Origin of the sequence: Photobacterium sp. GJ3 (assembly GCF_018199995.1) — a bacterium.
In the GTDB taxonomy this organism is placed as follows: domain Bacteria; phylum Pseudomonadota; class Gammaproteobacteria; order Enterobacterales; family Vibrionaceae; genus Photobacterium.
On record NZ_CP073578.1, the window covers coordinates 1272363 to 1294139 of the forward strand.

Below are 21777 nucleotides of genomic sequence, written 5' to 3' on the forward strand. Positions count from 1 at the left end.
TTCAACAACATTGTTTCTTAAATCGGACAAAAAGATGGACAGACTGACGGCTGCAAAAGTCTTTATTGATGTCGCAACCACAGAAAGTTTCACGGCGACAGCCGATCGGCTGGCGATGTCCCGCTCCATGGTGACGCGTTATATCACGACAATGGAAGACTGGATGCAGGCCAGACTGTTGCAACGAACAACCCGCAAAGTTGCATTAACGACGGCAGGTCAGCAATGCTTCAAAGAAATGAGGGTGTGGGTGGAGCAGGCAGAGCGAATTGCCGTCGCGCTTCAGCCAACCGGTCGGTTGTCCGGCCATATCCGGCTCACAACCAGTATGTCGTTTGGCCATGCACAGATGGCAGCGGCGTTACAGTCTTTCCTGAGTCAGCATCCGGACGTGTCGGTGGAAGTGGATGTCCGGGATCAGGTCACCGATCTGATTGCAGAGCGTTTTGATCTGGCCATTCGAATTGCCATGGCGCCGGACCCGGCACTGATTGGTAAACCCATTGCCCGATGTGATTCGGTTTTGGTGGCCTCTCCGGACTATCTGGCCGTTGCTCCGGAGATTCGCACACCAGCTGATTTAACCCGTCAGCAATGTCTGGGAAACCGTAGTTTCGAACAGCAGGTCTGGCATCTGACCCAATCGGGCCAGACGGAATCTGTTGAAGTGCAGTGCCGGTTTATTTCCAATGAAGCAACGGTGTTAAAAGCGGCAACCATCGCGGGAGCCGGGATCAGCATGCAACCGACTTATTTAGTTGCTGCAGAACTTGCCAGCGGCCAACTTCAGGCGATTTTGCCGGATTGGGCACCAAAATCGATGTCGATCTATGCCCTGTATCCTTCAAGAGAGTATCTGCTGCCAGCAGTCCGGGGATTGATTGATCATCTGGCAGAGGTTTTTGATGGGGTTGACTGGCTCTCGGGCTCAGCGATGGACGAACTGTAAATAAAACTGAACAAATTCAATCACACAGCGCAAAAATCATCCTATTCGTCAATTATGTAAGTCAGATATTCCGGAAATTGATACTTCCATAGCTTCATAATTTGACTTGAGTAGCAAAGTGAGTTTTTAACTGAGTTTTTTCTCTATATTGATTCATAAAGCACATCTTCGCTTTGTGGGTATATTTAAAACGTATCCCCGTGTGGTATATTGCGCGCTCATTTTTTCATCGGAACAGGGAACTGGTACAGCGTGAAATCAGGCATCATCGACATCAATTTAGCTGTAAATCAGAACCGTTTGTTAGAAATTTTTGATGCGGGCAGTGAAGGCCTGTGGGAATTGATGCCAGGGAATGTGGTCAAATTTTATAACACACGTTTCTACGAAAACTTCGAAGTGACTTTACATTCTTCGCCTCTGGAAGAATGGGTTGCGATTATGCATCCTGACGATATAGAGCAGTTCAAAAATAATGTGAATCAACAGGTTACAGAGCAGATTAGCTATTTCACCAGTCAGTATCGGATTCGAAACCGACAGAACGAATATCGTTGGATTGAAGCCATTGGCGTGCTCGGTACAGACGAAGACGGCGAACTGCAGTATTTGGTTGGCTCACACAAAGATATTACAGAAAAAAAGCAGCATGACGAAAAGCTGTTTCAACTGGCGTATCAGGATACGCTGACCGGGCTGGGTAATCGGCGTCAATTGGTTGAACAACTGAATGTGATGCAGACGGAGGGCACACCGGGCACCATTATTACTTTTGGTCTGAGTAAATTCAGCCAGTTTGTTGAAGTGTTTGGCTTTGAATCCGGCAATACGCTGATCAAAATGTGTGCTGAGGCCATCTCGGAAGTTTTCCCTGACACCGCGATGATTTTCCGTTCCTACTCCGACGAATTTGTCGTCATGCTCAAAGAGACCCAAGAAAGATCTTCCTTGTGCAGTACGATTAACCAGGCTATCACGGGCTTTGATCAACGATTCCGCGCGGCACACGACACAACCATTCAACGGTTAAGTGCAGGTGTCTATCAGTTACCGGGAGATCCAGCCGCGACTGAGGATGAAGAATCGATTCTGTATAAATCGATGCTGATCATGCGTTATGGCAAAGAGCATGACTCGCGCATTGCCTTTTATGCCGATGATGAACAGCGTGCAATTGAGCGACATTTATTCCTTGAAACAGGGATTGAAAAATCGATTCAGGATGATGAGTTCTATCTGATGTTCCAACCCATTGTCTGTGCCTCAACGGGCAAAATCAAAAGTGTTGAATCCTTGCTTCGCTGGCACAGTGCCTGTTATGGCGAAATTAACCCGGGGGAGTTTATCGGTATCGCGGAAGCCAATCAGGATATTATTCCGCTTGGCTATCATGTGTTACATCTGGCTTGTTCATTTATTGCTCAGTACCGTAAAACGCATCAGCACGACTTTAAAGTATCGGTGAATATTTCGGCAATTCAGTTGATGCAGGCAGATTTTGTGCAAAAGTTTCTGGCGATTGTCGAACAGCACCAGCTCTCTTCTGCGTATTTATCAATTGAAGTGACAGAATCTGTGGTTCTGGAAACCAATGTCTTTGCCGTTCAGCAACTACTGGCACTGAATAAACTTGGCTTTTCAATCTCACTGGATGATTTTGGCTCGGGATACTCTTCTTTAAATACGTTCTTTTCCATTCCGTTCACGCAGCTCAAACTGGATCGCTGTATTGTCAACAAAATGGCAGAAGATTCATCCGTCTTCTCATATGTTAAATTCCTGGTTGCGATTTGTCAGGAGAAAGAAATCATGGTGATAGCAGAAGGGATCGAAGATCTGGCACAAGCAGATCTGGTCAGAGAGGCGGGTGTCGATTTGATGCAGGGCTATTACTTCTACCGGCCGATGGTCGGGGAGAAGTTGATGGATCTGGCAATTCGCCCCGAGTAAAAGCCATTCTACGCCATGAATCAAGCAGGGCAGGTATTGTCTTGCTTGATTCAACACTTCACGTTGCTGCAATACTGATGTTTCCTCAAACGCCTTTCTGGCGATAAACAGATTGCGCTGAAAAGCCTCATCTCCTGATCCGTTTTCGTGGCTTTCAGCCCGAGTTCTCTGTCTTTTTGTCGTGTGCACTGTACAAGCTATTGTGATGAAGCAGTTAACTTCACATATTGGGTTTTTATCATAGAACGATGATCATGAAGTGAGAGATGACTGTATTGCAATACGCATTATATCCAGGGGGGAGCGAAGATAATGTATTCAAATTTGTTGCTGACTTTGCTGATGCCAATATCGCTATAATTACGCTTAAAATAAGAGTGAATGATGATTTAGATATTGCTGGTGATTTATTTTTTTGCATTAATTTCAACAGGGTTAAATGTGGGTTTAATGACTATTGGTAAAGTATATTTTTGTCCTGAGGGGGTTAGTCTTGGATTTTTCATTCGGCCTGTATTTTATGTATTCAGTTTACATGAATTAAATATCTATTTTTTTATGAGATAAATCTATTACCAATTCGAGCATTCCTCTCTTCAGCGATTGAACGCTGTTGGGTTGATGAATCAATCGGAGGCGATAAATGAAATGGCGCGAAAAAACGTTAAAAAATAAAAAACCTGACCATCAGCATATTATTCTTCTTTGAGCGGTTTACAATGGAGCAATCTTCGGTTCAGCAAACCAACCTCTTTTCTACTGAGCTATGACGGATTCCGAGTCAGCTTGGCTTTCAGTTTCACTGCATTATTTTGCTTTGGTCTACGATGCTTTATGCACGTTATTTCCTACCCAGTTCAAACAGGATTTTTGTATTGTCTCCTAAAAGACGAATGCCTTATTTCTATCATTCGAAAAGAGGTTTTCAATTGAATGCATAGATGTTGTTTTATCAATATAAGGAGTGAGAGAAGTGATGGGCGTGGCTATTTACGAGGGTGGCTCGATTAAAAATAGTCATTTTAGACTGAAAAATAGAATGGTCCGGACTCTTGTATTACATTTGCTGAACAGGGCTGGTTTCACATGCTCAGAACGGTTAGCATGAATGTATTCTATTCGGATATTACAATGTTACATTCTGAATATGGGTGTCAATAATTTAACGAATATTTACTGTAATCATCATTTCAGTTCCGGTAGGTATGAAAAAAATAACTTTGATATTGAGCATGACCCTTGTTGTGGCTTTAGGGAACTACTATCTCTGGTATCTGGATGGCCAGAAAAAACTTTCAGAAGCGCAGGAGCACCCACAAGATTCCAGCGACAGACAGTTTGTTGAAGACAGGTTTTCAGTTGATAAGCTGAACAATCAGGTCAGCGTAAAACAGTTGAGAAAACTTGTACTCAAGGATGAGCAAACAATATTAGAAGACTCTGCAAAGGAGCGGCAGGATACGGATGACTACGATCTCAATCAACTGGATGAAGAGATTTCCTCATTACAACAATATTTGAATAAGGAATAAAAATAATGTATCGCTTATTGTTGGCAATGTTCGTATTACTCACGCCTGTTTCTCATGCCAGTACAGTCGGAACTTTACCCGGTGAACTATTGGTGGATGCCGGTTCGGCGATGTATCAAATCCCGTTGCAGCTTCCGGAAGGTCGTGGTGGAAATACCCCGCAATTGACGATTGCTTATAGCAGTCAGGGTTCAGGTTATAGCTCATTGGGGCCAGGATTTTCCTTATCAGGGCTGAGTGTCATTTCGCGTTGTGGCTCAACATTTGGTACAGACGGATTTCAGCGATCTCCAAACTATACCTATGAAGATAATTTTTGTTTGGATGGCTCCCGATTGATTTCGGTTTCTGGTCAGCGGGGGAAAAGTGGATCGCGCTACAAAACGGAAATTGATCAGTATAGTCAGATCACGTTGACCGGCGATTCACTCGGTGCCTCAAGCCAGTTTATCGTCAGAACGAAGTCTGGTGATGTGCTGACTTATCAAAATGACTCAGAAAATTTAGTCTGGTTGCTCACTGAGTCAACGGATACAACGAACAAGAATGTTATCCGATACAAATACACTGACAGGCATCTGATTCGTCAGATGACTTACGATGTATACAGTATTGATTTTGCCTATCAAACCAACACATCGTCATTGCAAAATGGCCTGATCAGTAAGGTAAATGGCAAGGTCAAGCAGCAGTACGAGAAACTGTCCAAGGTAAGTATTGCGATCAACGGAAAACTAAAGAATACCTATCATCTGTCCTATTCAGGTTCAGATTTTCGGACGAATACTCCGACACGTCTTGTCTCTGTTCAATATTGCGGTGCAAACGGAAGCTGTTTGCCGAAAACAAACTTTCACTGGAACGGAAATTCGGCATTCAGTTTAAATCGCTCTTCTTCAGTCAAAGTCCCGAACTGGTCCTCTGGCGGTGTATCAGATGGGGCTTGGGTTGATGTTGATGGCGATAAGCAGCTCGATTATTGCCAGAAATATAACAAAGTCACAACAGATGGGCTCTACGAGTTTAGACCGAAGACAATCGATTGTAACTTAGGAAACGGGAGTTCTTTTACTCATACTTATCATTATAAAGCTGCGAGTGAAAGCTGGTGGCTGGATGTGAATAATGATGGGAAAACAGAATATTGTTCACTGTCTGATAGCCATTTATATTGTTCAAACTTTTCGAAAGGTGGCGTAACAAACTTTTCTATTCATATTGGTTCGTGGGGAACCGACAAAGACAGACGCTGGTGGCTGGATTTTAATGGGGACGGGAGAGTGGATTTCTGCCGCAGTGATGGCAGCCTGTTGCGTTGTAGTATGAATAAAGATGGCCGGTCTTTCTATGAGAAGAAATTTAATATCTCAAACTGGGGTGATATTCAACGAACCTGGTGGACAGATATCGATGGGAATGGCTTCCAGGATTATTGTCGTGCTGTGAGCGATGCGGGCCATGGCGGTACGTTGCGCTGTGACCTTTTTAATGGCGACAGAATCTATGCGACGAAAGATCTTCATGTTGATGACTGGGGCTATGACGATCGCCGTTGGTGGACGGACATTAATGGGGATGGAGCCAGCGATTATTGTCGTGCAGTCGGGGATAAATCAGGCGCAAACAGCAGGTTGCGTTGTTCACTGGGTTCTGTGGGGAAAGTGAATGACCTGAAAACAGGTTTTGAAGTTTCAGGGCTGGATTGGGGCTACAGCGATAAACGATGGTGGGTCGATTTCAATAAAGACGGCAAACAAGACTATTGTCGTGCCGTTGGTGGTAAACCCTACACCATGTTGTGCACTTCAATGAGTGGTTCGAATACTTGGTCGAACTACTCTTTTGTGATTTCGGATTGGGGATATACCAGCAAGAACTGGATCGTTGATATTAATAGTGACGGTAATATTGAATACTGTGGTCACGTTGGGAAAACCTCTGGATTAAATAGTTCTATTGCATGCCATAGCAATACGACAATCAAACCTTCTCCTGTTTTATTTACGGGTGCCACGAATGGTTTAGGGCATCATTCTTCCGTTGTATTCACAACGCTATTTGATAGTCAAACCTATCATAAGGATGCGCAATATCCTGGTGATACGCGTCAACTGAATTATAAATTTCCGCAACTGAATGCTTACGGCCCGATGTATATTGTGAAACAGCTCAAGTCTGAAAATGGTGCGGGTACAAATCAATTCAATACCTATGATTTCACGTATGGTACGGCCAGCTATCATTTGCTCGGACATGGTTTTTCCGGGTTTGCATGGATTCAGCAAAAAGAGAAAAACGGAAACAAGATTACGCGTGTTCGTGAGACTTATTACAATAACGAGTTTCCACTGAATGGCACGGTAAAAGAAAGTCGTGAATATTTTGGTCATAAGTCGGTTCTGTTGAATCAGAGCCAAAATACCTTTCATCAAGGTGTGACGTTAACATCTTCACATGTTGAACAGCAAGTTGCTGAAACGGTCAGCCTCAGTCCGATTTTTGGCAAAGTAGAGACACTGTCAACGGCAGAAACGAACCGCTATGAATTCTATCAGGCCAATGGGAAAAATTACCTGAAAACACCGGATCGATTTATTCCGATCCATAGTGATGTTGTGATTCCTGTTGTGATTCCATCTCATGAATTTTATTTATTTGATAAAGGGGGCGTTTATTCATATGACGAAAATGGTAACCCGATTCATTTAGCGACAGTCAAGAGTTTGTCTTCTGCCGAGATTGAAGCGGTGAGGCCACAACTTCAGGGGAAGTCTAGCGTTATTTATGAAATTTCGAAGGAGGGAACGGTATCGAATGGTCATCCGTACCAACTCTTAACGAAAACTGTTAACAAGGTGACGACGGCTCGGGTATATCAGGTCGAACAGAATAAAACAACAGAGAAAAGTTATGATCTGAGTGGCCAACTGGTTTCAACCGTGATCACTGAAAATGCAGACATCGATGAATTTGGAAATGTCGGCACAGTCACTGTATCAACAACCGCAAAGAACCCTGTTAGTTTCGCTGATGAAACGTTCAGTAAAGTAACGCAAAGCAGCTATAAAAATGACACATCGACATGGTATTTGGGCCGCTTAACAACATCGTCGGTGATCCATCGGGACCCAAGCGGACAGACTGAAACCAGAACGGCATCTTTCGAATATGATCCTGCAACGGGATTGTTGTCCAAAGAAGTCTCCGCTGCGGGAAGCTTACTGGCCTTAACGACCACATATACACGGAATGATGAGGGGGTTGTTGAATCCACTCTCGTCAGTGGTGATGCAGGCAATGGCGGTATTGCACAAAGACGGTCGACGGTTGAGAAAACTTACAGCGGTGATTTGGTCACGGTTGTGACAACAAATGCAATGGGGCAATCGTCAACTCAAATTATTAACCGCTATGAAAATACGGCGACGGTCAAAGACAGCAATGGGCTGGTCGCTGCGACTGATTACGATGAATTTGGCCGGGAAACGAATAAAGAAGTTCTGAAAGGAACAGCATCGCAACTCAATACTTCCATCCAGTATCTGCCAGTCAATAACTCGCAATGCCATGCGCTGAAACCCAACAATCAGATTGTTTACTGCGTGATCACCAAATCAGAAGGAAGCGGTGAAGTCAGGCAGTTCTTTGATCAATTCAAACGTGAGTGGCGTACGGCGAGATTGTCCGTTGGGGGCAAGCGTTGGATTCTGAAAGATACCTTCTATAACGAAAAAAATCAGATTGTCAGGGTCAGCCGCCCTTATTATCAGGGTGACACTCCCCAATATTCGAATACCACCTATGATGCACTGGGGCGCCTCCAGTCTGTTTCAGAGCCGGGGCCAGCAGGCAAAGGAGATGTATACGCTTCTTATGTTTATGCGCCGCTCAAAGTCACTGAAACCGATGCGCTCGGGCGGAAGAAAACAACCTACAGCAATGCCATGGGTTGGGTTGTTCGCATTGAACAACCGATGTCTGCAAGTGTGGTGAATGAATATAGCCCGACTGGAAAGCTGGTGAAAGCAACGGGCGCAGGCGGTGCAACCATCCTGAATACCTACGATGACCTGGGGAATAAGCAAACAACCCAGGATCCCGATTTAGGCTTCTGGCGATATGAATATGATTCGTTTGGCAATCTGCTGAAACAGACTGATGCGAAAGGGCAAAGCGTTGTGATGCAGTACGATGCGCTGAACCGGATGGTGAAGCGTATTGATGAAAAACTCATCGTTGAAAATCAGAAGCCGAAAAGCCAACTGACCGAGAGCAAATGGTATTACGACAGCTATGGGGGTGAAACCTGGCAGGGAGCACTGATTCGTTCAGAAACACCGGGTTATCTGAAGAAACTCAGTTATACCTCCCTCGGTCAATTGCAGAAAGAAGAGATTTTCACCGCGGATCATACGTTCGCGCGTGAGTTTGCCTATGACAGATTTGGTCGTGTGGTGAAAGATATCCGGCCCAATAACTTTACGCTTGAACATGAGTATGATGATGTGACTGGTGTGATGACGGGCGTGTATGGCGCACCGAGTCAGTTCAGGCTGGATTTCAATCCGACAGAATACAATCAGGTGATTAAGCCACTGCTGGCCGAAGCGCTGGCCAAAGCATCTGATTACGTCAGTAAGTCAAAAGAGCTTCAGCATCAGGCCGTGACTTACAGCCAGCGACGGGAAGAATACGAGTGGCTCTTGGATCAGGTGAATAACATTCGCGGTGGTGATGCTGATATTTATAGTCAGGTGAATCATAAAACGCTCTCGGTCTATCGTGATGCGCAAGGCGATCTGTATCTGGAAGTGCCGGATAACTTTATTCTGATTCACAATGACGTCAGTATTCCGGTGATCACACCACCGAATTACCATCTTAAACTGGTCGGTGATCAATTAAGTAAGGTGAGTCTGTCGGACTGGCAAAATAAAATCTCAGGTCTGACGGCCACCGGCGAAACCGCCTTCTTCGGGGATTACAACAACGATGGCCAGTATGATCTGACCCGGCTTGGAATCAGCAAGTCCATGCCTCAGATTTACGATAGTCTGGTGAGCACATACTTCCAGCGGTTGAATCAGCTGGCCGCTGAAATTCAGCGCCTTGAATATGTGGAAGCGCATACGCGGATGCAGGCGACCACTTATGCAGCAGCGGCGGCCCAACTCGTGACGCTCACCAAGCAAACGCTGTTGGTGGCTTCTCGCTATGAAGACATCGGTGAACAGAACCAGATCCAGTATGAGCAATTAACGGATCTGACCGAGCAGCAAATCAAGAAGAACCGGATTTATTACTGGAAACTGAACAGCTTGGATGCTGAAGGCAGGATTACGGCTGAGACTTACGGTAACGGGCTGCTCAACCAGTATGATTACAATGAAGGGAATGGGCAGTTACAGAACATTTCTACGCATCAGGGAAGAACGGCGAAACGATTGCTGCACTACCGTTATGATGCGATGGATAACGTTCAGTTGCGGGAAGATGTTATCACCGGGATTTCAGAGTCCTATACCTATGATGTTCTCGATCGTTTAAAAACGAATAAAATCGTCGATACGTTGGGTCTGAACCGTGACAATCCGCTGTTCAACAAAACCTATCGTGTGGATTATGACGTCAATGGCAACATCAGTTATAAATCTGATGTCGGCCAGTATGCGTATCAGGATAAACAGCATGTGCATGCGGTCACGCAAGCCGGTGACCAGACTTACACTTATGATCTGAACGGAAATATGCTGGAAGGCGATGGCCGGGTCTTTGAGTGGAGCAGTTTTAATAAGCCGACTCAAATAACCCGTGGCGAGCGCTGGGCTGCATTCAGCTATGGCCCGGACAGGGCGCGATATCTGAAAACGAATCACAAAGGGGACAAAACCTGGTATCTCGGTAAAGCATACGAACGGGTTGATTACAGCAACGGTGATGTTGAACACAAGCAGTTCATCAATGCGGGCGGTAAGCTGGTCGCGCTGAATATCGATAAGAAAACGACGAAAAATGATACGGAAGCATCTGTCGACAGGCAGTTGCGTTACTTCCATAGCGATGCGTTGGGCAGTGCCGATCTGATCACCGACATATGGGGCAATGTGGTCGACCGACGCAACTTTGATGCCTGGGGCAAAGAGCGGGATTTCGTCTGGGAAACGGACGCCTCTTTTGTCCAGCAGGCTTTAATGACCAATCGGGTTATACCGGTCATGAGCAGGTCGATGAGGTCGATCTGATTCACATGAATGGTCGGATGTATGATGCAACACTGGGCCGCTTTGTCAGCGCAGACACCTTCATTCAGGCACCAGACAATAGCCAGTCGTTCAACCGCTATAGTTATGTGCTGAATAACCCGATGAAGTACAACGACCCGAGTGGCCATTTCTTTAAGAAGCTGTTTAAGTCGATAAAGAAACATTGGAGAACAGTTGCTGCGATTGCAATTGCAGTCGTTGCGCCTTACGCGGCAGCATATATGTTAACCGTTGGATCGATTGCTGCAGCAGGTGGTTGGGCTGCTGCAATCGGTGCACTTTCTGCGGGGCAATTGGCCGCTGTTGGATTTGTCGCTGGCGCGATTGGTGGAGCGATTACCGGCCGATCCTTTAAGTCTGCATTACTTGGTGGTATCGCTGGTGCTGCTTTTGGAGCGATGCATGCCTGGAACCCGATGGGTTCAGAAATGGCTTTAAAGGCAATTGCTCACGGCGTAGCTGGTGGTTTTAGTTCAGTTATGCAAGGTGGTCAGTTTGGTGATGGATTCATTTCTGCATTTTCAACTCAAGCATTCACGTTGGCTGGTGGATTTGAAGCACTTGGGGCAACAGGCAGTCAGCGATTAGGGCAGAAATTGTATAATGCCATGATCAGTGCGGTTGTTGGTGGAACTGTCTCTTCTCTCTCAGGCGGAAAATTTGAGAATGGCGCAGTCAGTGGCGCATTTTCGAGGATGTTGAATGATACGATTCAAGATAAACTAGGTGTTGCTAAGTATAGTCGGGTCGTTGAGAAACAGGTTTTTAAAGATGGTATGCCAGTTCAAGAAGTTAGGCCAGTTAAAACTGGGTGGGTCGCTATTGAAGGTGCAAATGACTTTTTAGCTAAGGTAATAGGCAAAAACTTGAATGTTGAGTTAAGCGTTTTAGAGCAACAGAGCAAGGTCTTCAATCTTTATGAAGAAAATGTTTATTATGAAACGTATGGTTTAAAAGATGGAAAGTTACTTGAGATTTCTGACTTACAGCCAACAAATAATTTCCGATGGAGACCTACTGGCCAGGTGATTCAATCCAAGATTATAGATTTTAGGATTTGTCCTCTGAACTGTACTGTGATTAATTTAAGGGGAGCTCTAGGGCATGAATAAACATATTTATTTTGTGTTATTTTCACTGTTTGTTTTATGTGTGGCAGAAGCAGGAACAAGATATGTCTATAGATTTATTTCAAGTAATTCAGAGTACTCTGTTTTATTTGAGAAATTTAATGAAGACTATATGCTAACAGAGGAAGAGGTAGAGTTACTTGATCAGGCTCTAAGAAGAGAGAGTGAATCAAATGCATATAGACTAAGTAGCTCGTTTTTTATTCAATCTATCTTAAAATCAATTTCTTTTTTAGTGAATTTGTTTTTTATAATATATCTTCTTTTTTTGAGAGAGTTTAAGTTTTCATTTGGATTGTTTATGTTCAATTTATTTTACTGGTTGGTAGTTTGACTGTCACTTCTCAACCAGTGCCTATGGCGATTGTTAAGCGTTTTTTTGGGGACGATGTGTCATTTATAGTGGTTCTGTGATTATAAATGGCTATGATGATATTTTGGTTGTGAAAAAATTAATGCCATATTTTTTGGTGTCTAGCGGAAATGAAAAAATTTACTCATATAAGTCGTGGTGTTCAATGGGGGCAGATACAATTTAAAAAGAGAGCTTAGCTGACCGATATAATGATAATTGGAGGGGAGTGATTTTTTTGGAAACGGATGCCTCTTTTGTCCAGCAGGCTTTAATGACCAATCGAGGTTATACCGGTCATGAGCAGGTCGATGAGCTCGATCTGATGAACATTCTGAAAATAAAAGATACTATCGTTCACCTGATGACTGGCTACTCGTTTGGAGCCTAATGGTCATTTGAATACGAAGATTGAGTTGAAATTGATATCTCCTAGATGTTTCGGAATTTGCGGAGGTTCTGGAGTTAAAGCATGGTAACTTTCTTGATTATATTGGGTTTTATTTTTATTGTGGTGCTCGCTTTTAGAGGCGTTATATTGGCCAATATGCTTCAGTATCAGCTTGGCTTAAGGAAAGGGGGGCTCGAAGTTTACTATATCGTCCAGGTTGAAGCTTTTACACCAGGAGATTCAATATTTAACTTGGATGATGATAATAAAGTTTCGTTATATAAGTCGTGTGTAAATAATATCAGGCATATGTATTTTACAATATTTATATCAGTAATTTTAATATTTGTTCATGAACTTACTTAAACTGTCAGGTTGATGATGACGCGTGTAGCAGCAGTTCTTGACTGGACTGGTTCTGTGTTAAGTGGCGGGAAATTTGAGAACGGTGCTGTGTCAGGTGCGTTTTCGAGGTTGTTTAATGATGAGAGTCATCGTGAGCAAGAGGAGCAATCTATTGACGAATATATGCGAGAGAAGTTTGGGAAACTTGGAATTACGGATGAAGAGAGAGCTTTTGCTAAAGCTGATGACAGAAAAGCTTTTTGGACCTCACGTATGGAACGAGGTGACCCAATCGCAGCAGTCGCCCTTGGTATTGTTAATAATGAATCATTTGTGGGGTATAAATATGTTGGTGGGCGCTTGGCTAATATGTTTACGGGTCTAAAGGGAGAGGCACTTAATACATTAGGTGTTGACTTAATGGAGGCTCATATAAATTCTGTTGATTATGACTTTAATAATCACATTGGTATTCCTGGATTATTGAGTCCAACTCAAGCGGCAAATTATCACCATGAAGTATTTATCAACCATGGATTGTCGTCATGGCAATTTGGAGGAACACTCTTAAATACATCTCCAAATTTAATGAGAGCAATATGGTGTTCAGGCTGTGACTATGTCGGGGATAGAATTAGATGATAAGAAAAAAGTTAGTCGTTTTTTTGGTTTTTTTTGGACTTTTTTTGAGCCTCATGACTTGCGATGATAGGCAATATTCATTCACATTAGGTGGCTTTTCTTACAAAATACCATCTGATTATTTAGTGATACCACCACCTTATTTGGATGGTCGAAGCCTTGACAGTGATATTGGAATGGTTGCGTTGTCTTTTAATCGTGATGAAGTTTTTCGGGAGTATTTAGGTGCAAATTCTTGGCTTCCTAAAAGCTCTATTTTGGCAATTTTGTATTCACGGGAAGGTACAAAACTGACCGGGTTTTCACCTTCCTTTTCACAACTTGTAGACTTTTCGGTTGAAGGTAAGCAAGTTGTAGAGTTTGATACACTCTATCGAGTGTTCAAAGGTGATGAACGTACAGGTTGGCAGACAATTCCTAAGTTCGAAGCCAGTGTTGTCAATGGTGAAATCAAGGCAAAGTGGATGGCTGACTGTTTTCCTATGGGGGGAATGAAAGGGAGAAAAAAAAGTCGAGAATCCATAGATATTCCTACATCATGTAGTATAAATATTGAATACAAAAATGTGATTTTGAATCTGAAAACTTCTGAAAAAAACTTAGTAAATCATGTAGATGAAATTTTGAGATTGGTAATTAATAAAATAGATTCATGGATAGTTCGGCCTTAAAGTTTAAATGTTCTCTGTAGGGGGCTGTCTTGACTTTAAATGGGTCGAAGTACAAGTTGAGTTGTAGGACAGGTACCGTTCATACAGGCATTCACTTGTATGCTCTTTCTGGGGATAAATTTGAGAATGTGGCAGTTAGTGGTGGATATTCGAGGCTATTGAATGGTGCGGTCAAAAGATAAACAAGCAGAATAAAATTCACACAATCGGTTGATGGGGATTACCATAGATATTGTGTCAGTCAATTTATCACTCGGAGAATATTGTGGAAAGGACAAGTGTTAATATTACGCATAAAGGTCATGATTTTCACCCTGGTGATGTAACATATCAAGTTCATTTTGAGAAAGATAACTTATATTTTGATTTGATTGGAACAGGTAATGGTAGTGTACCATCTATAAAAAACTGGATAGGAATTCAGCTGTTTGTTCCTGGTGTTCAAGATGCAGTTAATAGGTTTGGACGATAATGGTTAACAAATTTTTAGTTATTCTTTTTTTTGTTGTTCAGTGTGTCTCCTGCCATTCTGAGGACATTCAACCATACAAAACATATATGGTTGAATATAATAATGTTAATAATGGCAAGGTTGAAAGTGTAATAAATGAGTTTTCAGTAAGAAATAACTTGTATTTATACAGGAAAGATGAAAGTAGCATGCAATATTTGAGCCTAGGTGAGCCTGCTTTTTTTAACGCTTTGTATTATCAGGATGATCCAGTTATTGTTATTACAAATGTTGGTGTTTCTGGAGAGTTGGTTATTACAGTTACAGATTATAAGAAGTTACCAGTTTCTACTTTGGATGGCTTGGCAACAGATTTGATAAGTATACTGGAAAATACTTTGAGCGTTGAAATCTATGAGCGTTGATTCATCTACTTTTCTAAATAGCTTATGACAATATGTATAAATTGTGGATAGGATGTATTCAAGTTATTGATTAGGTATTACCGTGAAATGCTAACGCCGGTGTTGTAAGGACAGACATTCGAATCAATCGGTAATGAATTGTGAGGAAGACACAATTCATAGTGGATTTTATTTGACCGTCTGATTATGGAAGGTTAGGCCATATTGTTGGAGAAGTTGGTTACGTCTTTGGATTGTTCGATGTTCGTCCAAGTATCACTGTCGGCAACAAGGCTATTCAGTTCATAGATAATCCTTTCACCCTGTCCAATACTACAATTACACTGGGAATACCATTTATTATGGCAGAGGTACTGGGCCGTCAAAGTATCGTTCGTATGGGGATTACAGTGTTCAATTTGGATTACACAAAAAAGCGCATACGTATCCATATCAGGCACTAGGGCCGTTATTTTTACCGACATATTTTATTGGAGGGGAAATATCTGGTCCGGCAGGAAATCCCTTTGAGAATGCAGCCATAAAATTATGGCAGGGGGAACGGAGGTTGGTGGCCATGGTAAAAAAAATGATGTCCTTACTATTGAACTGTGCTGTGCTACTTGGTTGCGATAGCTTCCCTGGGCCAACGCTCAGAAATGAGTTTCCTACTGAAATAAAAGTCTCGATTATATATGGCGATAGGACAAAATATTCAGAGACATGGCCATCATGTCGAACAGTTTCTGTAGGGGCTTCGGAGATTGGAAGATTTGGCGTAAGATCAAAAGAGGTTGGTATCGACCGGATAGTTGTTGAGGTTGAAAACAAAGTTGAGATTAACCTGGATAAGGAAGCGATAGATAAGCTCTTGGAAAGATCGACTAAAGAAAAGGGGGATCCGGTCTGGGTTTTAGATGGTTCTGGTATCCATTTTTCTACGCAGAGGGAATGTTCTTTGAACCAAGGCGGACAATGATCCGCCGAGTTGTGAGGACAAACATTTGAAATATCGCGATTGGTGGAGCGATTACCGGCCGATCCTTTAAGTCTGCATTGCTTGGAGGTATCGCTGGTGCTGCTTTTGGAGAGATGCAGGCACCAGACAATAGCCAGTCGTTCAACCGCTATAGTTATGTGCTGAATAACCCGATGAAGTACAACGACCCGAGTGGCCATTTCTTTAAGAAGCTGTTTAAAGAAATTGGGCGTTTTTTAAATAAATATGCGTTGACGATTGTACAGATTGCTTTAATCACCATGGCTTCTTTAGTTACTGGTGCAGGGCCATGGCTAGCAATGGGAATGGCTGCGATGTTTGGGTATGCGCAGGTCGGGGTTAGAGGTGCGTTAACATCTGTAGCGACAAGCTTGATGTTTATGGGGATTGGTAATGCATTTTTCAAATGCAAAAGTTGTATTTTGGGAAACTGTTTGGGCAACAAAAACACTGGTTCACGGTATTGCGGGTGGCGTTTCCTCAGTCATGGGAGGAGGAAAATTTGGTGATGGATTTCGGTCAGCTGCGGTGACCCAGGCGTTTGCTCCCAAGGATAACCGGAGATGGTGGCGTTGCAGTGATGGGCCGTGTGGCTGCTGCAGCGGTGTTAGGCGGGACTGGATCTGCGCTTAGCGGTGGAAAATTTGAGAACGGTGCTGTGTCAGGTGCGTTTTCGAGGTTGTTTAATGATGAAATACACTCGGATAGTTCTCAAGAGAGTAATAGCGATAATAAAAAAAGGAATAGACCATTGAATGTTTCTGTGGATTATATCGGGAAGATTTGGTCATTACCCAATACCATTATTGGTCTTATCTATGGAGGGTTAGGGCATTTGATTGGAGAGGTTGGACAATTTTTTGGCTTATACACAGCTGAACCGAGTATAAGTTTTGATAATAATGCAATACAATTTGAAAATAATCCATTAATGCTGAGCGCAATGACTTTAGGAAATGTAATTGTCTATGGTAATAGTACAGAGATGCAGCCAACATCTCTTAGATATAATGGTGCACATACCTTAGGTTTTGAAGAGATGCAACACACCTATCAAGCTCAGATATTAGGTCCATTTTATTTTCCGGCACATATCGTATCAGGATTGTCAGGGCTTATAAATAATGGTAATTGGCATGGAGGCTCAGCGTTTTTAGAGCGAGGCCCACACAGAAGGAGACCAACAGCATGGTAAGAAATAGCATCAAGATATTATTTTATATTATGTGCTTATTGCTTCTTCAAGGGGGCCCTAAATATGAAGAGATTATAATATTTAATAATACGGGAAACGATCTTTCTATAATACTTAAAGATAGTGTTGTCAATTTACCTAGAGATGAGTTTTTTATCTTAGATAAAGATATTCTGGGGCGAATGAAATGGGAAGAATATAGAGGGGTTTCCTTTCCTACCCTACAGGTTTTTCAGATGGGAGATACAATGACATATATCTTCGGTCGAAGAGGTTATGGCATACCTGAGGGGTATGTTAAGGATGTTCCTGGATCGTTTTTCAGTGTAAGTAAACACCAGTTTTACTTTCAGATTGAGAAGGATAATAATATGTATTTACGTTTTCCTTCTGAATCAATAGTTGATATTCAGAAAATAAAACAGCCTGTTGGATATCCTATTTCTCCTGAAAGTTAAGTTTTAAGTCAATGTGTTATATGATTTTTTAATTTTTCCAGTGGATGTTTATCGTATGCTATATAGATTTGTAAGAAATAATTTCAAACGATCAATGCTCGTTTTTTCACTACTGTTTGCACCTTTTTTGGCCCAGGCCAACTACTCCTGTGTTGGTGAAATCAAGCACTTTGGGATTGATACCTCAACGCTGCATGTCAGCAATGGTTTTGGGGTGCATAAACTGTGCAATGTCTCTGAGGAATATTGCAAAGCATGGATTTCGACTGCGCTGTCAGCCAAGATGGCGAACCAATCTGTGGTCATTTATTACAATCACCCATCTATTTCCGGAAATCAGAGTGGTGGCCGATGTCATGATATTGGTGATTGGGTCGTGCCAGAAGATAAAGTGTATTATTTCCAGGTTTGGTAAGTTCAATTTAAAAAAGGGAAGAAAAATGAAAAAATTCGTGCTATTTCTCGCAGCAGTCGCCTGTTCACCTTCGCATGTTTATGCAGAGTACAATGCGAACATAAGAGGGGTTGTGACTGAAGTGTTAACCTACACCGAAAGTAATATTATTCTGTTCCGGTTAAATAACCAGCCAGCCTCACATCCGACGTGTAAACCGGGTTATTTTTCGGTCGATGCAAGTGTGCCATCCGAAACCCGCCACCAGGTTTTATCCCGTTTATTGACGGCTTACGCTACAGGTAAACTGGTTAATATTGGTTACGATAAAGATGGAACCTGCTCAGGGACCTGGATCAGAACTCACCGGGTTGGATAAAACAATCTGACACGAATAAACCGCTCGGTTGGTTTGATGCTTTATGTTAGTTTCATGCGCTTCAATCTTATTTCAAGGGTGATCTCAAACACGCACTATCAATTGATTTGAAGGTGGGTGAGAGAGCAGGGAAATGCATGAACCAAATTTCCGCGAAAGAATTGCTGTGTACTGATGCGGTGCTGCTTTGCCCATCTTTGTTTCTGATTTGGGGAAAAGTGGCTCTCACGTTGCTGGCGCTGGGTGTGGTGATGTTGTTGGTCCGGGGATTGCCTTGGTTTCGTCGCTTTGCTCAATTCCCAGGGGCTCGCAGTTATGTGCACATCATTTTATGGGGAAGCCTGGGTGTTGCGCTGATGTCTCGGGTGTTCTCGCAATGGAACGTCTTCTTTATTTCTGCCTGGGCAATGTTTTATGTCTTACTGAGTCTCCGGCAGTCCGAGAAATGGATGAAGGGCCATCGATGATGGCCCTTTTTTTATTGTGATGAGACATTATACCAATCGCAGTCAATCACTGGTCATCCTAGCTTGTTCAAATGTTCGATCACTGCGTTAGATTTTTTGATTGTAGAATGACTACTGATCTAAAAAATCTGCCTTGTTCTCAAACATTTTTCCTGCGCTATTTCTGATCATTGACTGACTTTGATTGGTATTACTCAACTGCTTCGACTTCATCTGGGATGAGATTTGCAGCTTTAATCCCGGCGATGGCACAGAACTCATCAAGCTCTGATAAATCACCACTGATGCCGACGGCGCCCAGCAGGCACTGATCGTTACCACGAATCAGAACCCCGCCAGGGACGGGCAGCAGGTTTCCTTCTGCAAGCACATTCACCGCCGACATGAATGCCGGACGCTGCTGCGCATCCAGCGCCAGTTTGCGTGAAGAACAGCCCAGTGCCAGTGCGCCCCAGGCTTTTGCGATTGCAATTTCAGGACGCAACATGCTCGAACCGTCCTGACGCTGCAGGGAAATCAGTTTACCGCCACTGTCGAGTACAGCGACGGTCAGGGGTGCAGCACCTTTGGTCAGGGCAGTGCTGAATGCGCCCTTGGTAATTACCAGTGCATCTTCCAATGTTAAGCTCATAGTGATCCCTCCGATCAAGAATTAACTGACAAAACAATGCTTTTGATTCAAACGGCAACCTTTACTGTGGCTGCCGGGTATTCTGTTCTCTGTGCCACCAATCCTGCCCGGTGGGCGACGTGACTGATTTATACCCATCGCAGTCAATCACGGGTCATCCTAGCTTGTTCAAATGCTCGATTACTGCGTTAGATTTTTTGATTGTAGAGTGACTACTGATCTAAAAATCTGCCTTGTTCTCAATCATTTTTCCTGCGCTATTTCTGAACACTGACTGACTTTGATAGGTATCACTGTGTGACAAAGTCTACAGTCAACACCCTCGTCGCCCTGGGATAACGCCCTGAGCTTCGGATCAGCTCACCAGCAGCGGGTAGCTTGGCAGGGTCAGGAATGGTGCAAACTCGTCTGAGGTCGACAGCTCATCAAACAACTGCGCTGCATCATCAAACCGGCGTTGCGGGTGATTCGCATCCAGCTCCAGTTTCAGGCTGGCCACTTCCTGCGCCAGCCAGGTCCGGAACAGCGCTGTGGTAAACAGCTGACCGTCATCCAGCGTGACGCCGTGGTGAATCCATTGCCAGATGTTGGCACGTGAAATCTCGGCGGTGGCTGCGTCTTCCATCAACCCATGGATAGGCACACAACCCAGACCACGGATCCAGGCTTCGATATAAAGCAGCGCAATCCGGATGTTCTTGCGTACACCCGCTTCGTTTCTGTGGCCTTCACAAGGCGCCAGCAGATCTTCTGCTTTGATGTCGTTTGCTGCCGGTGGCAGATAATCAAGCTGATTCGGTTTACCGCCCAGACGCTGGTTAAAGACCGTCATGGCTGTTTCAACCAGCCCCGGATGCGCAACCCAGGTGCCGTCGTGCCCGTTGGATGATTCACGCTCTTTGTCTTCAATGACTTTTTCCAGAACCTGTTTCATCTCTTCCGGATCTTTGCTCGGAATGAAGGCAGACATTCCGCCCATAGCCAGCGCGCCACGCTGATGACAGGTCGCAATCAGCAACTGGCTGTACGCGGTCAGGAAGGGTTGCGCCATGGTGACGTCATGACGGTCCGGCAGGATGCGGTCTTTATGTTGTTTCAGGGTTTTGATGTAGCTGAAAATGTAGTCCCAGCGGCCACAGTTCATCGCGACAATGTAGTCGCGCATCGCATACAGGATTTCATCCATCTCAAAGACGGCAGGCAGGGTTTCAATCAGCACTGTTGCTTTAATTGTTCCGGTCTGCGCGCCAAAGTAGTTTTCAGTGAAACGGAAGACATCTGCCCACCATTCACCTTCTTCCATGGATTCGAGTTTTGGCAGGTAGTAATACACGCCCAGGCCTTTCCGGGCACGGGACTGGTAGTTATGGAAGAAGTAAAGGCCGAAGTCCATCAGGCAGCCTGGAATCGCTTTGCCCTGATACTGAATGTGCTGTTCAGGCAAGTGCAGGCCGCGCGGACGGGCAATCAGCAGCGCCGGCTGATCATTCAGGATGTATTCCTTCTGGCGGCGTTCGTCGACATAACGCATGTCGCCGAGATTGGCATCACGCAGGTTGATCTGGCCTTGCACCATGTTGTCCCAGCTCGGCGCAGTGGCATCCTCGAAACAACACATAAAGACTTTGGCGCCAGAGTTCAGTGCATTGATCACCATTTTGCGGTCTACCGGTCCGGTGATTTCAACGCGGCGATCCTGCAGAGGCTGAGGAATCCCGGCGATCTGCCAGCTTTTATCATTTCGGATCGCGGCGGTATCAGCACGAAAGCCCGGCAGTTTGCCCTGGTCAAATTCCTCTTGTCTGGCTTCACGTCGGGCCAGCAGATTGTCCAGACGACCAGAAAACTGGCTGACCAGCGCGGTCAGAAATGTCATGGCCTCATCGCTCAGGATCGCCTGATAGTCGGGTGACAGTGAATCAACAGCGAGCTGCAGGGATTCGGCTTGTGCCTCATGAGGTTGTTGGGTATCCAATTGCGTCTCCTTAGAACAAACGGTCTATCGTTTTGTATACATCTTATAATTTTCCTATTATCTATACCTCATCAGGCTAGCAGACGTAAAGTTGTTTTTATCATGATGTAAATCTGATGTTGTTTTTATGTATCTTATTTTTTGGTATTAACAGGTTGTTTTAAAATAACTTTATCCTGATTGGTAACATGAAGTTTG

The 21777-nt window shown here is 43.9% G+C and carries 21 protein-coding genes; 19 read left to right on the top strand and 2 right to left on the bottom strand.

From position 1 onward, the window contains the following. Positions 1-34 precede the first annotated feature (34 nt). The 19 genes from KDD30_RS05635 (at position 35) to KDD30_RS05725 (ending at position 18973) form a co-directional block, all read left to right on the top strand. The gene (locus KDD30_RS05635) at positions 35-949 is read left to right on the top strand and encodes a LysR family transcriptional regulator (protein WP_211647935.1); all 915 of its coding nucleotides are present in this window, start codon (positions 35-37) and stop codon (positions 947-949) included. 252 nt (positions 950-1201) lie between these two features. Then, on the top strand, positions 1202-2899 hold the full coding sequence (locus KDD30_RS05640; RefSeq protein WP_211647937.1) for a GGDEF domain-containing phosphodiesterase: 1698 nt from the start codon (positions 1202-1204) through the stop codon (positions 2897-2899). A gap of 266 nt (positions 2900-3165) precedes the next feature. Further along, complete coding sequence (locus KDD30_RS05645) at positions 3166-3363, top strand: hypothetical protein (protein ID WP_211647939.1); 198 nt, start codon at positions 3166-3168, stop codon at positions 3361-3363. Positions 3364-4104: 741 nt separating this feature from the next. Beyond that, on the top strand, positions 4105-4431 hold the full coding sequence (locus KDD30_RS05650) for a hypothetical protein (protein ID WP_211647941.1): 327 nt from the start codon (positions 4105-4107) through the stop codon (positions 4429-4431). 5 nt (positions 4432-4436) lie between these two features. Beyond that, a complete protein-coding gene (locus tag KDD30_RS05655; protein ID WP_211647943.1) occupies positions 4437-10673 on the top strand; it encodes a VCBS repeat-containing protein in 6237 nt (2078 codons plus the stop codon). A 5-nt stretch (positions 10674-10678) separates the two neighbouring features. Further along, complete coding sequence (locus tag KDD30_RS05660; protein WP_249199207.1) at positions 10679-11806, top strand: RHS repeat domain-containing protein; 1128 nt, start codon at positions 10679-10681, stop codon at positions 11804-11806. Next, the gene (locus KDD30_RS05665; RefSeq protein WP_211647945.1) at positions 11799-12158 is read left to right on the top strand and encodes a hypothetical protein; all 360 of its coding nucleotides are present in this window, start codon (positions 11799-11801) and stop codon (positions 12156-12158) included. The genes KDD30_RS05660 and KDD30_RS05665 overlap by 8 nt, the downstream gene beginning before the upstream one ends. Positions 12159-12414: 256 nt before the next feature. After that, complete coding sequence (locus KDD30_RS05670) at positions 12415-12567, top strand: hypothetical protein (protein WP_211647947.1); 153 nt, start codon at positions 12415-12417, stop codon at positions 12565-12567. Between the two features lie 378 nt (positions 12568-12945). Then, the gene (locus KDD30_RS05675) at positions 12946-13554 is read left to right on the top strand and encodes a hypothetical protein (RefSeq protein WP_211647949.1); all 609 of its coding nucleotides are present in this window, start codon (positions 12946-12948) and stop codon (positions 13552-13554) included. Next, positions 13551-14225 carry a hypothetical protein gene (locus tag KDD30_RS05680; RefSeq protein WP_211647951.1) on the top strand — a complete coding sequence of 225 codons (675 nt, stop codon included), beginning with the start codon at positions 13551-13553 and terminating at the stop codon, positions 14223-14225. Before KDD30_RS05675 ends, KDD30_RS05680 begins: the two co-directional genes overlap by 4 nt. A 265-nt stretch (positions 14226-14490) precedes the next feature. Then, a complete protein-coding gene (locus tag KDD30_RS05685) occupies positions 14491-14697 on the top strand; it encodes a hypothetical protein (RefSeq protein WP_211647953.1) in 207 nt (68 codons plus the stop codon). Further along, positions 14697-15101, top strand: a complete 405-nt coding sequence (locus KDD30_RS05690) for a hypothetical protein (RefSeq protein ID WP_211647955.1) — start codon at positions 14697-14699, stop codon at positions 15099-15101. The genes KDD30_RS05685 and KDD30_RS05690 overlap by 1 nt, the downstream gene beginning before the upstream one ends. A 556-nt stretch (positions 15102-15657) precedes the next feature. Then, complete coding sequence (locus KDD30_RS05695) at positions 15658-16059, top strand: hypothetical protein (protein ID WP_211647957.1); 402 nt, start codon at positions 15658-15660, stop codon at positions 16057-16059. A 77-nt stretch (positions 16060-16136) separates the two neighbouring features. After that, a complete protein-coding gene (locus KDD30_RS05700; RefSeq protein WP_211647959.1) occupies positions 16137-16589 on the top strand; it encodes a hypothetical protein in 453 nt (150 codons plus the stop codon). Between the two features lie 80 nt (positions 16590-16669). Continuing rightward, complete coding sequence (locus KDD30_RS05705) at positions 16670-17275, top strand: hypothetical protein (protein WP_211647961.1); 606 nt, start codon at positions 16670-16672, stop codon at positions 17273-17275. Next, the gene (locus KDD30_RS05710) at positions 17269-17733 is read left to right on the top strand and encodes a hypothetical protein (RefSeq protein ID WP_211647963.1); all 465 of its coding nucleotides are present in this window, start codon (positions 17269-17271) and stop codon (positions 17731-17733) included. Before KDD30_RS05705 ends, KDD30_RS05710 begins: the two co-directional genes overlap by 7 nt. Positions 17734-17788: 55 nt before the next feature. Beyond that, entirely contained in the window at positions 17789-18148 is a 360-nt protein-coding gene (locus KDD30_RS05715) for a hypothetical protein (RefSeq protein ID WP_211647965.1), read from the top strand. 25 nt (positions 18149-18173) lie between these two features. Beyond that, entirely contained in the window at positions 18174-18506 is a 333-nt protein-coding gene (locus tag KDD30_RS05720) for a hypothetical protein (protein WP_211647967.1), read from the top strand. Between the two features lie 137 nt (positions 18507-18643). Then, the gene (locus KDD30_RS05725; protein ID WP_211647969.1) at positions 18644-18973 is read left to right on the top strand and encodes a hypothetical protein; all 330 of its coding nucleotides are present in this window, start codon (positions 18644-18646) and stop codon (positions 18971-18973) included. 190 nt (positions 18974-19163) lie between these two features. Here the strand turns inward: KDD30_RS05725 and KDD30_RS05730 are convergent, their stop codons facing one another. Together KDD30_RS05730 and aceB are read right to left on the bottom strand one after the other, a co-directional pair. Further along, complete coding sequence (locus KDD30_RS05730) at positions 19164-19604, bottom strand: heme-binding protein (protein WP_211647971.1); 441 nt, start codon at positions 19602-19604, stop codon at positions 19164-19166. Between the two features lie 355 nt (positions 19605-19959). Further along, positions 19960-21540 carry a malate synthase A gene (gene aceB, locus KDD30_RS05735; RefSeq protein WP_371826082.1) on the bottom strand — a complete coding sequence of 527 codons (1581 nt, stop codon included), beginning with the start codon at positions 21538-21540 and terminating at the stop codon, positions 19960-19962. Positions 21541-21777: the final 237 nt, after the last annotated feature.

Excerpts from the sequence above, each read along its gene's own strand:
- KDD30_RS05690 (WP_211647955.1), top strand. The coding sequence starts at position 14,697 with ATGGTTAACAAATTTTTAGTTATTCTTTTTTTTGTTGTTCAGTGTGTC.
- KDD30_RS05655 (WP_211647943.1), top strand. The coding sequence starts at position 4,437 with ATGTATCGCTTATTGTTGGCAATGTTCGTATTACTCACGCCTGTTTCT.
- KDD30_RS05680 (WP_211647951.1), top strand. The coding sequence starts at position 13,551 with ATGATAAGAAAAAAGTTAGTCGTTTTTTTGGTTTTTTTTGGACTTTTT.
- KDD30_RS05660 (WP_249199207.1), top strand. The coding sequence starts at position 10,679 with ATGAATGGTCGGATGTATGATGCAACACTGGGCCGCTTTGTCAGCGCA.
- KDD30_RS05665 (WP_211647945.1), top strand. The coding sequence starts at position 11,799 with ATGAATAAACATATTTATTTTGTGTTATTTTCACTGTTTGTTTTATGT.
- KDD30_RS05720 (WP_211647967.1), top strand. The coding sequence starts at position 18,174 with ATGAAAAAATTCGTGCTATTTCTCGCAGCAGTCGCCTGTTCACCTTCG.
- KDD30_RS05645 (WP_211647939.1), top strand. The coding sequence starts at position 3,166 with ATGACTGTATTGCAATACGCATTATATCCAGGGGGGAGCGAAGATAAT.
- KDD30_RS05695 (WP_211647957.1), top strand. The coding sequence starts at position 15,658 with ATGGTAAAAAAAATGATGTCCTTACTATTGAACTGTGCTGTGCTACTT.
- KDD30_RS05635 (WP_211647935.1), top strand. The coding sequence starts at position 35 with ATGGACAGACTGACGGCTGCAAAAGTCTTTATTGATGTCGCAACCACA.
- KDD30_RS05675 (WP_211647949.1), top strand. The coding sequence starts at position 12,946 with ATGATGACGCGTGTAGCAGCAGTTCTTGACTGGACTGGTTCTGTGTTA.
- KDD30_RS05730 (WP_211647971.1), bottom strand. The coding sequence starts at position 19,604 with ATGAGCTTAACATTGGAAGATGCACTGGTAATTACCAAGGGCGCATTC.
- KDD30_RS05650 (WP_211647941.1), top strand. The coding sequence starts at position 4,105 with ATGAAAAAAATAACTTTGATATTGAGCATGACCCTTGTTGTGGCTTTA.
- KDD30_RS05715 (WP_211647965.1), top strand. The coding sequence starts at position 17,789 with ATGCTATATAGATTTGTAAGAAATAATTTCAAACGATCAATGCTCGTT.
- KDD30_RS05710 (WP_211647963.1), top strand. The coding sequence starts at position 17,269 with ATGGTAAGAAATAGCATCAAGATATTATTTTATATTATGTGCTTATTG.
- KDD30_RS05725 (WP_211647969.1), top strand. The coding sequence starts at position 18,644 with ATGAACCAAATTTCCGCGAAAGAATTGCTGTGTACTGATGCGGTGCTG.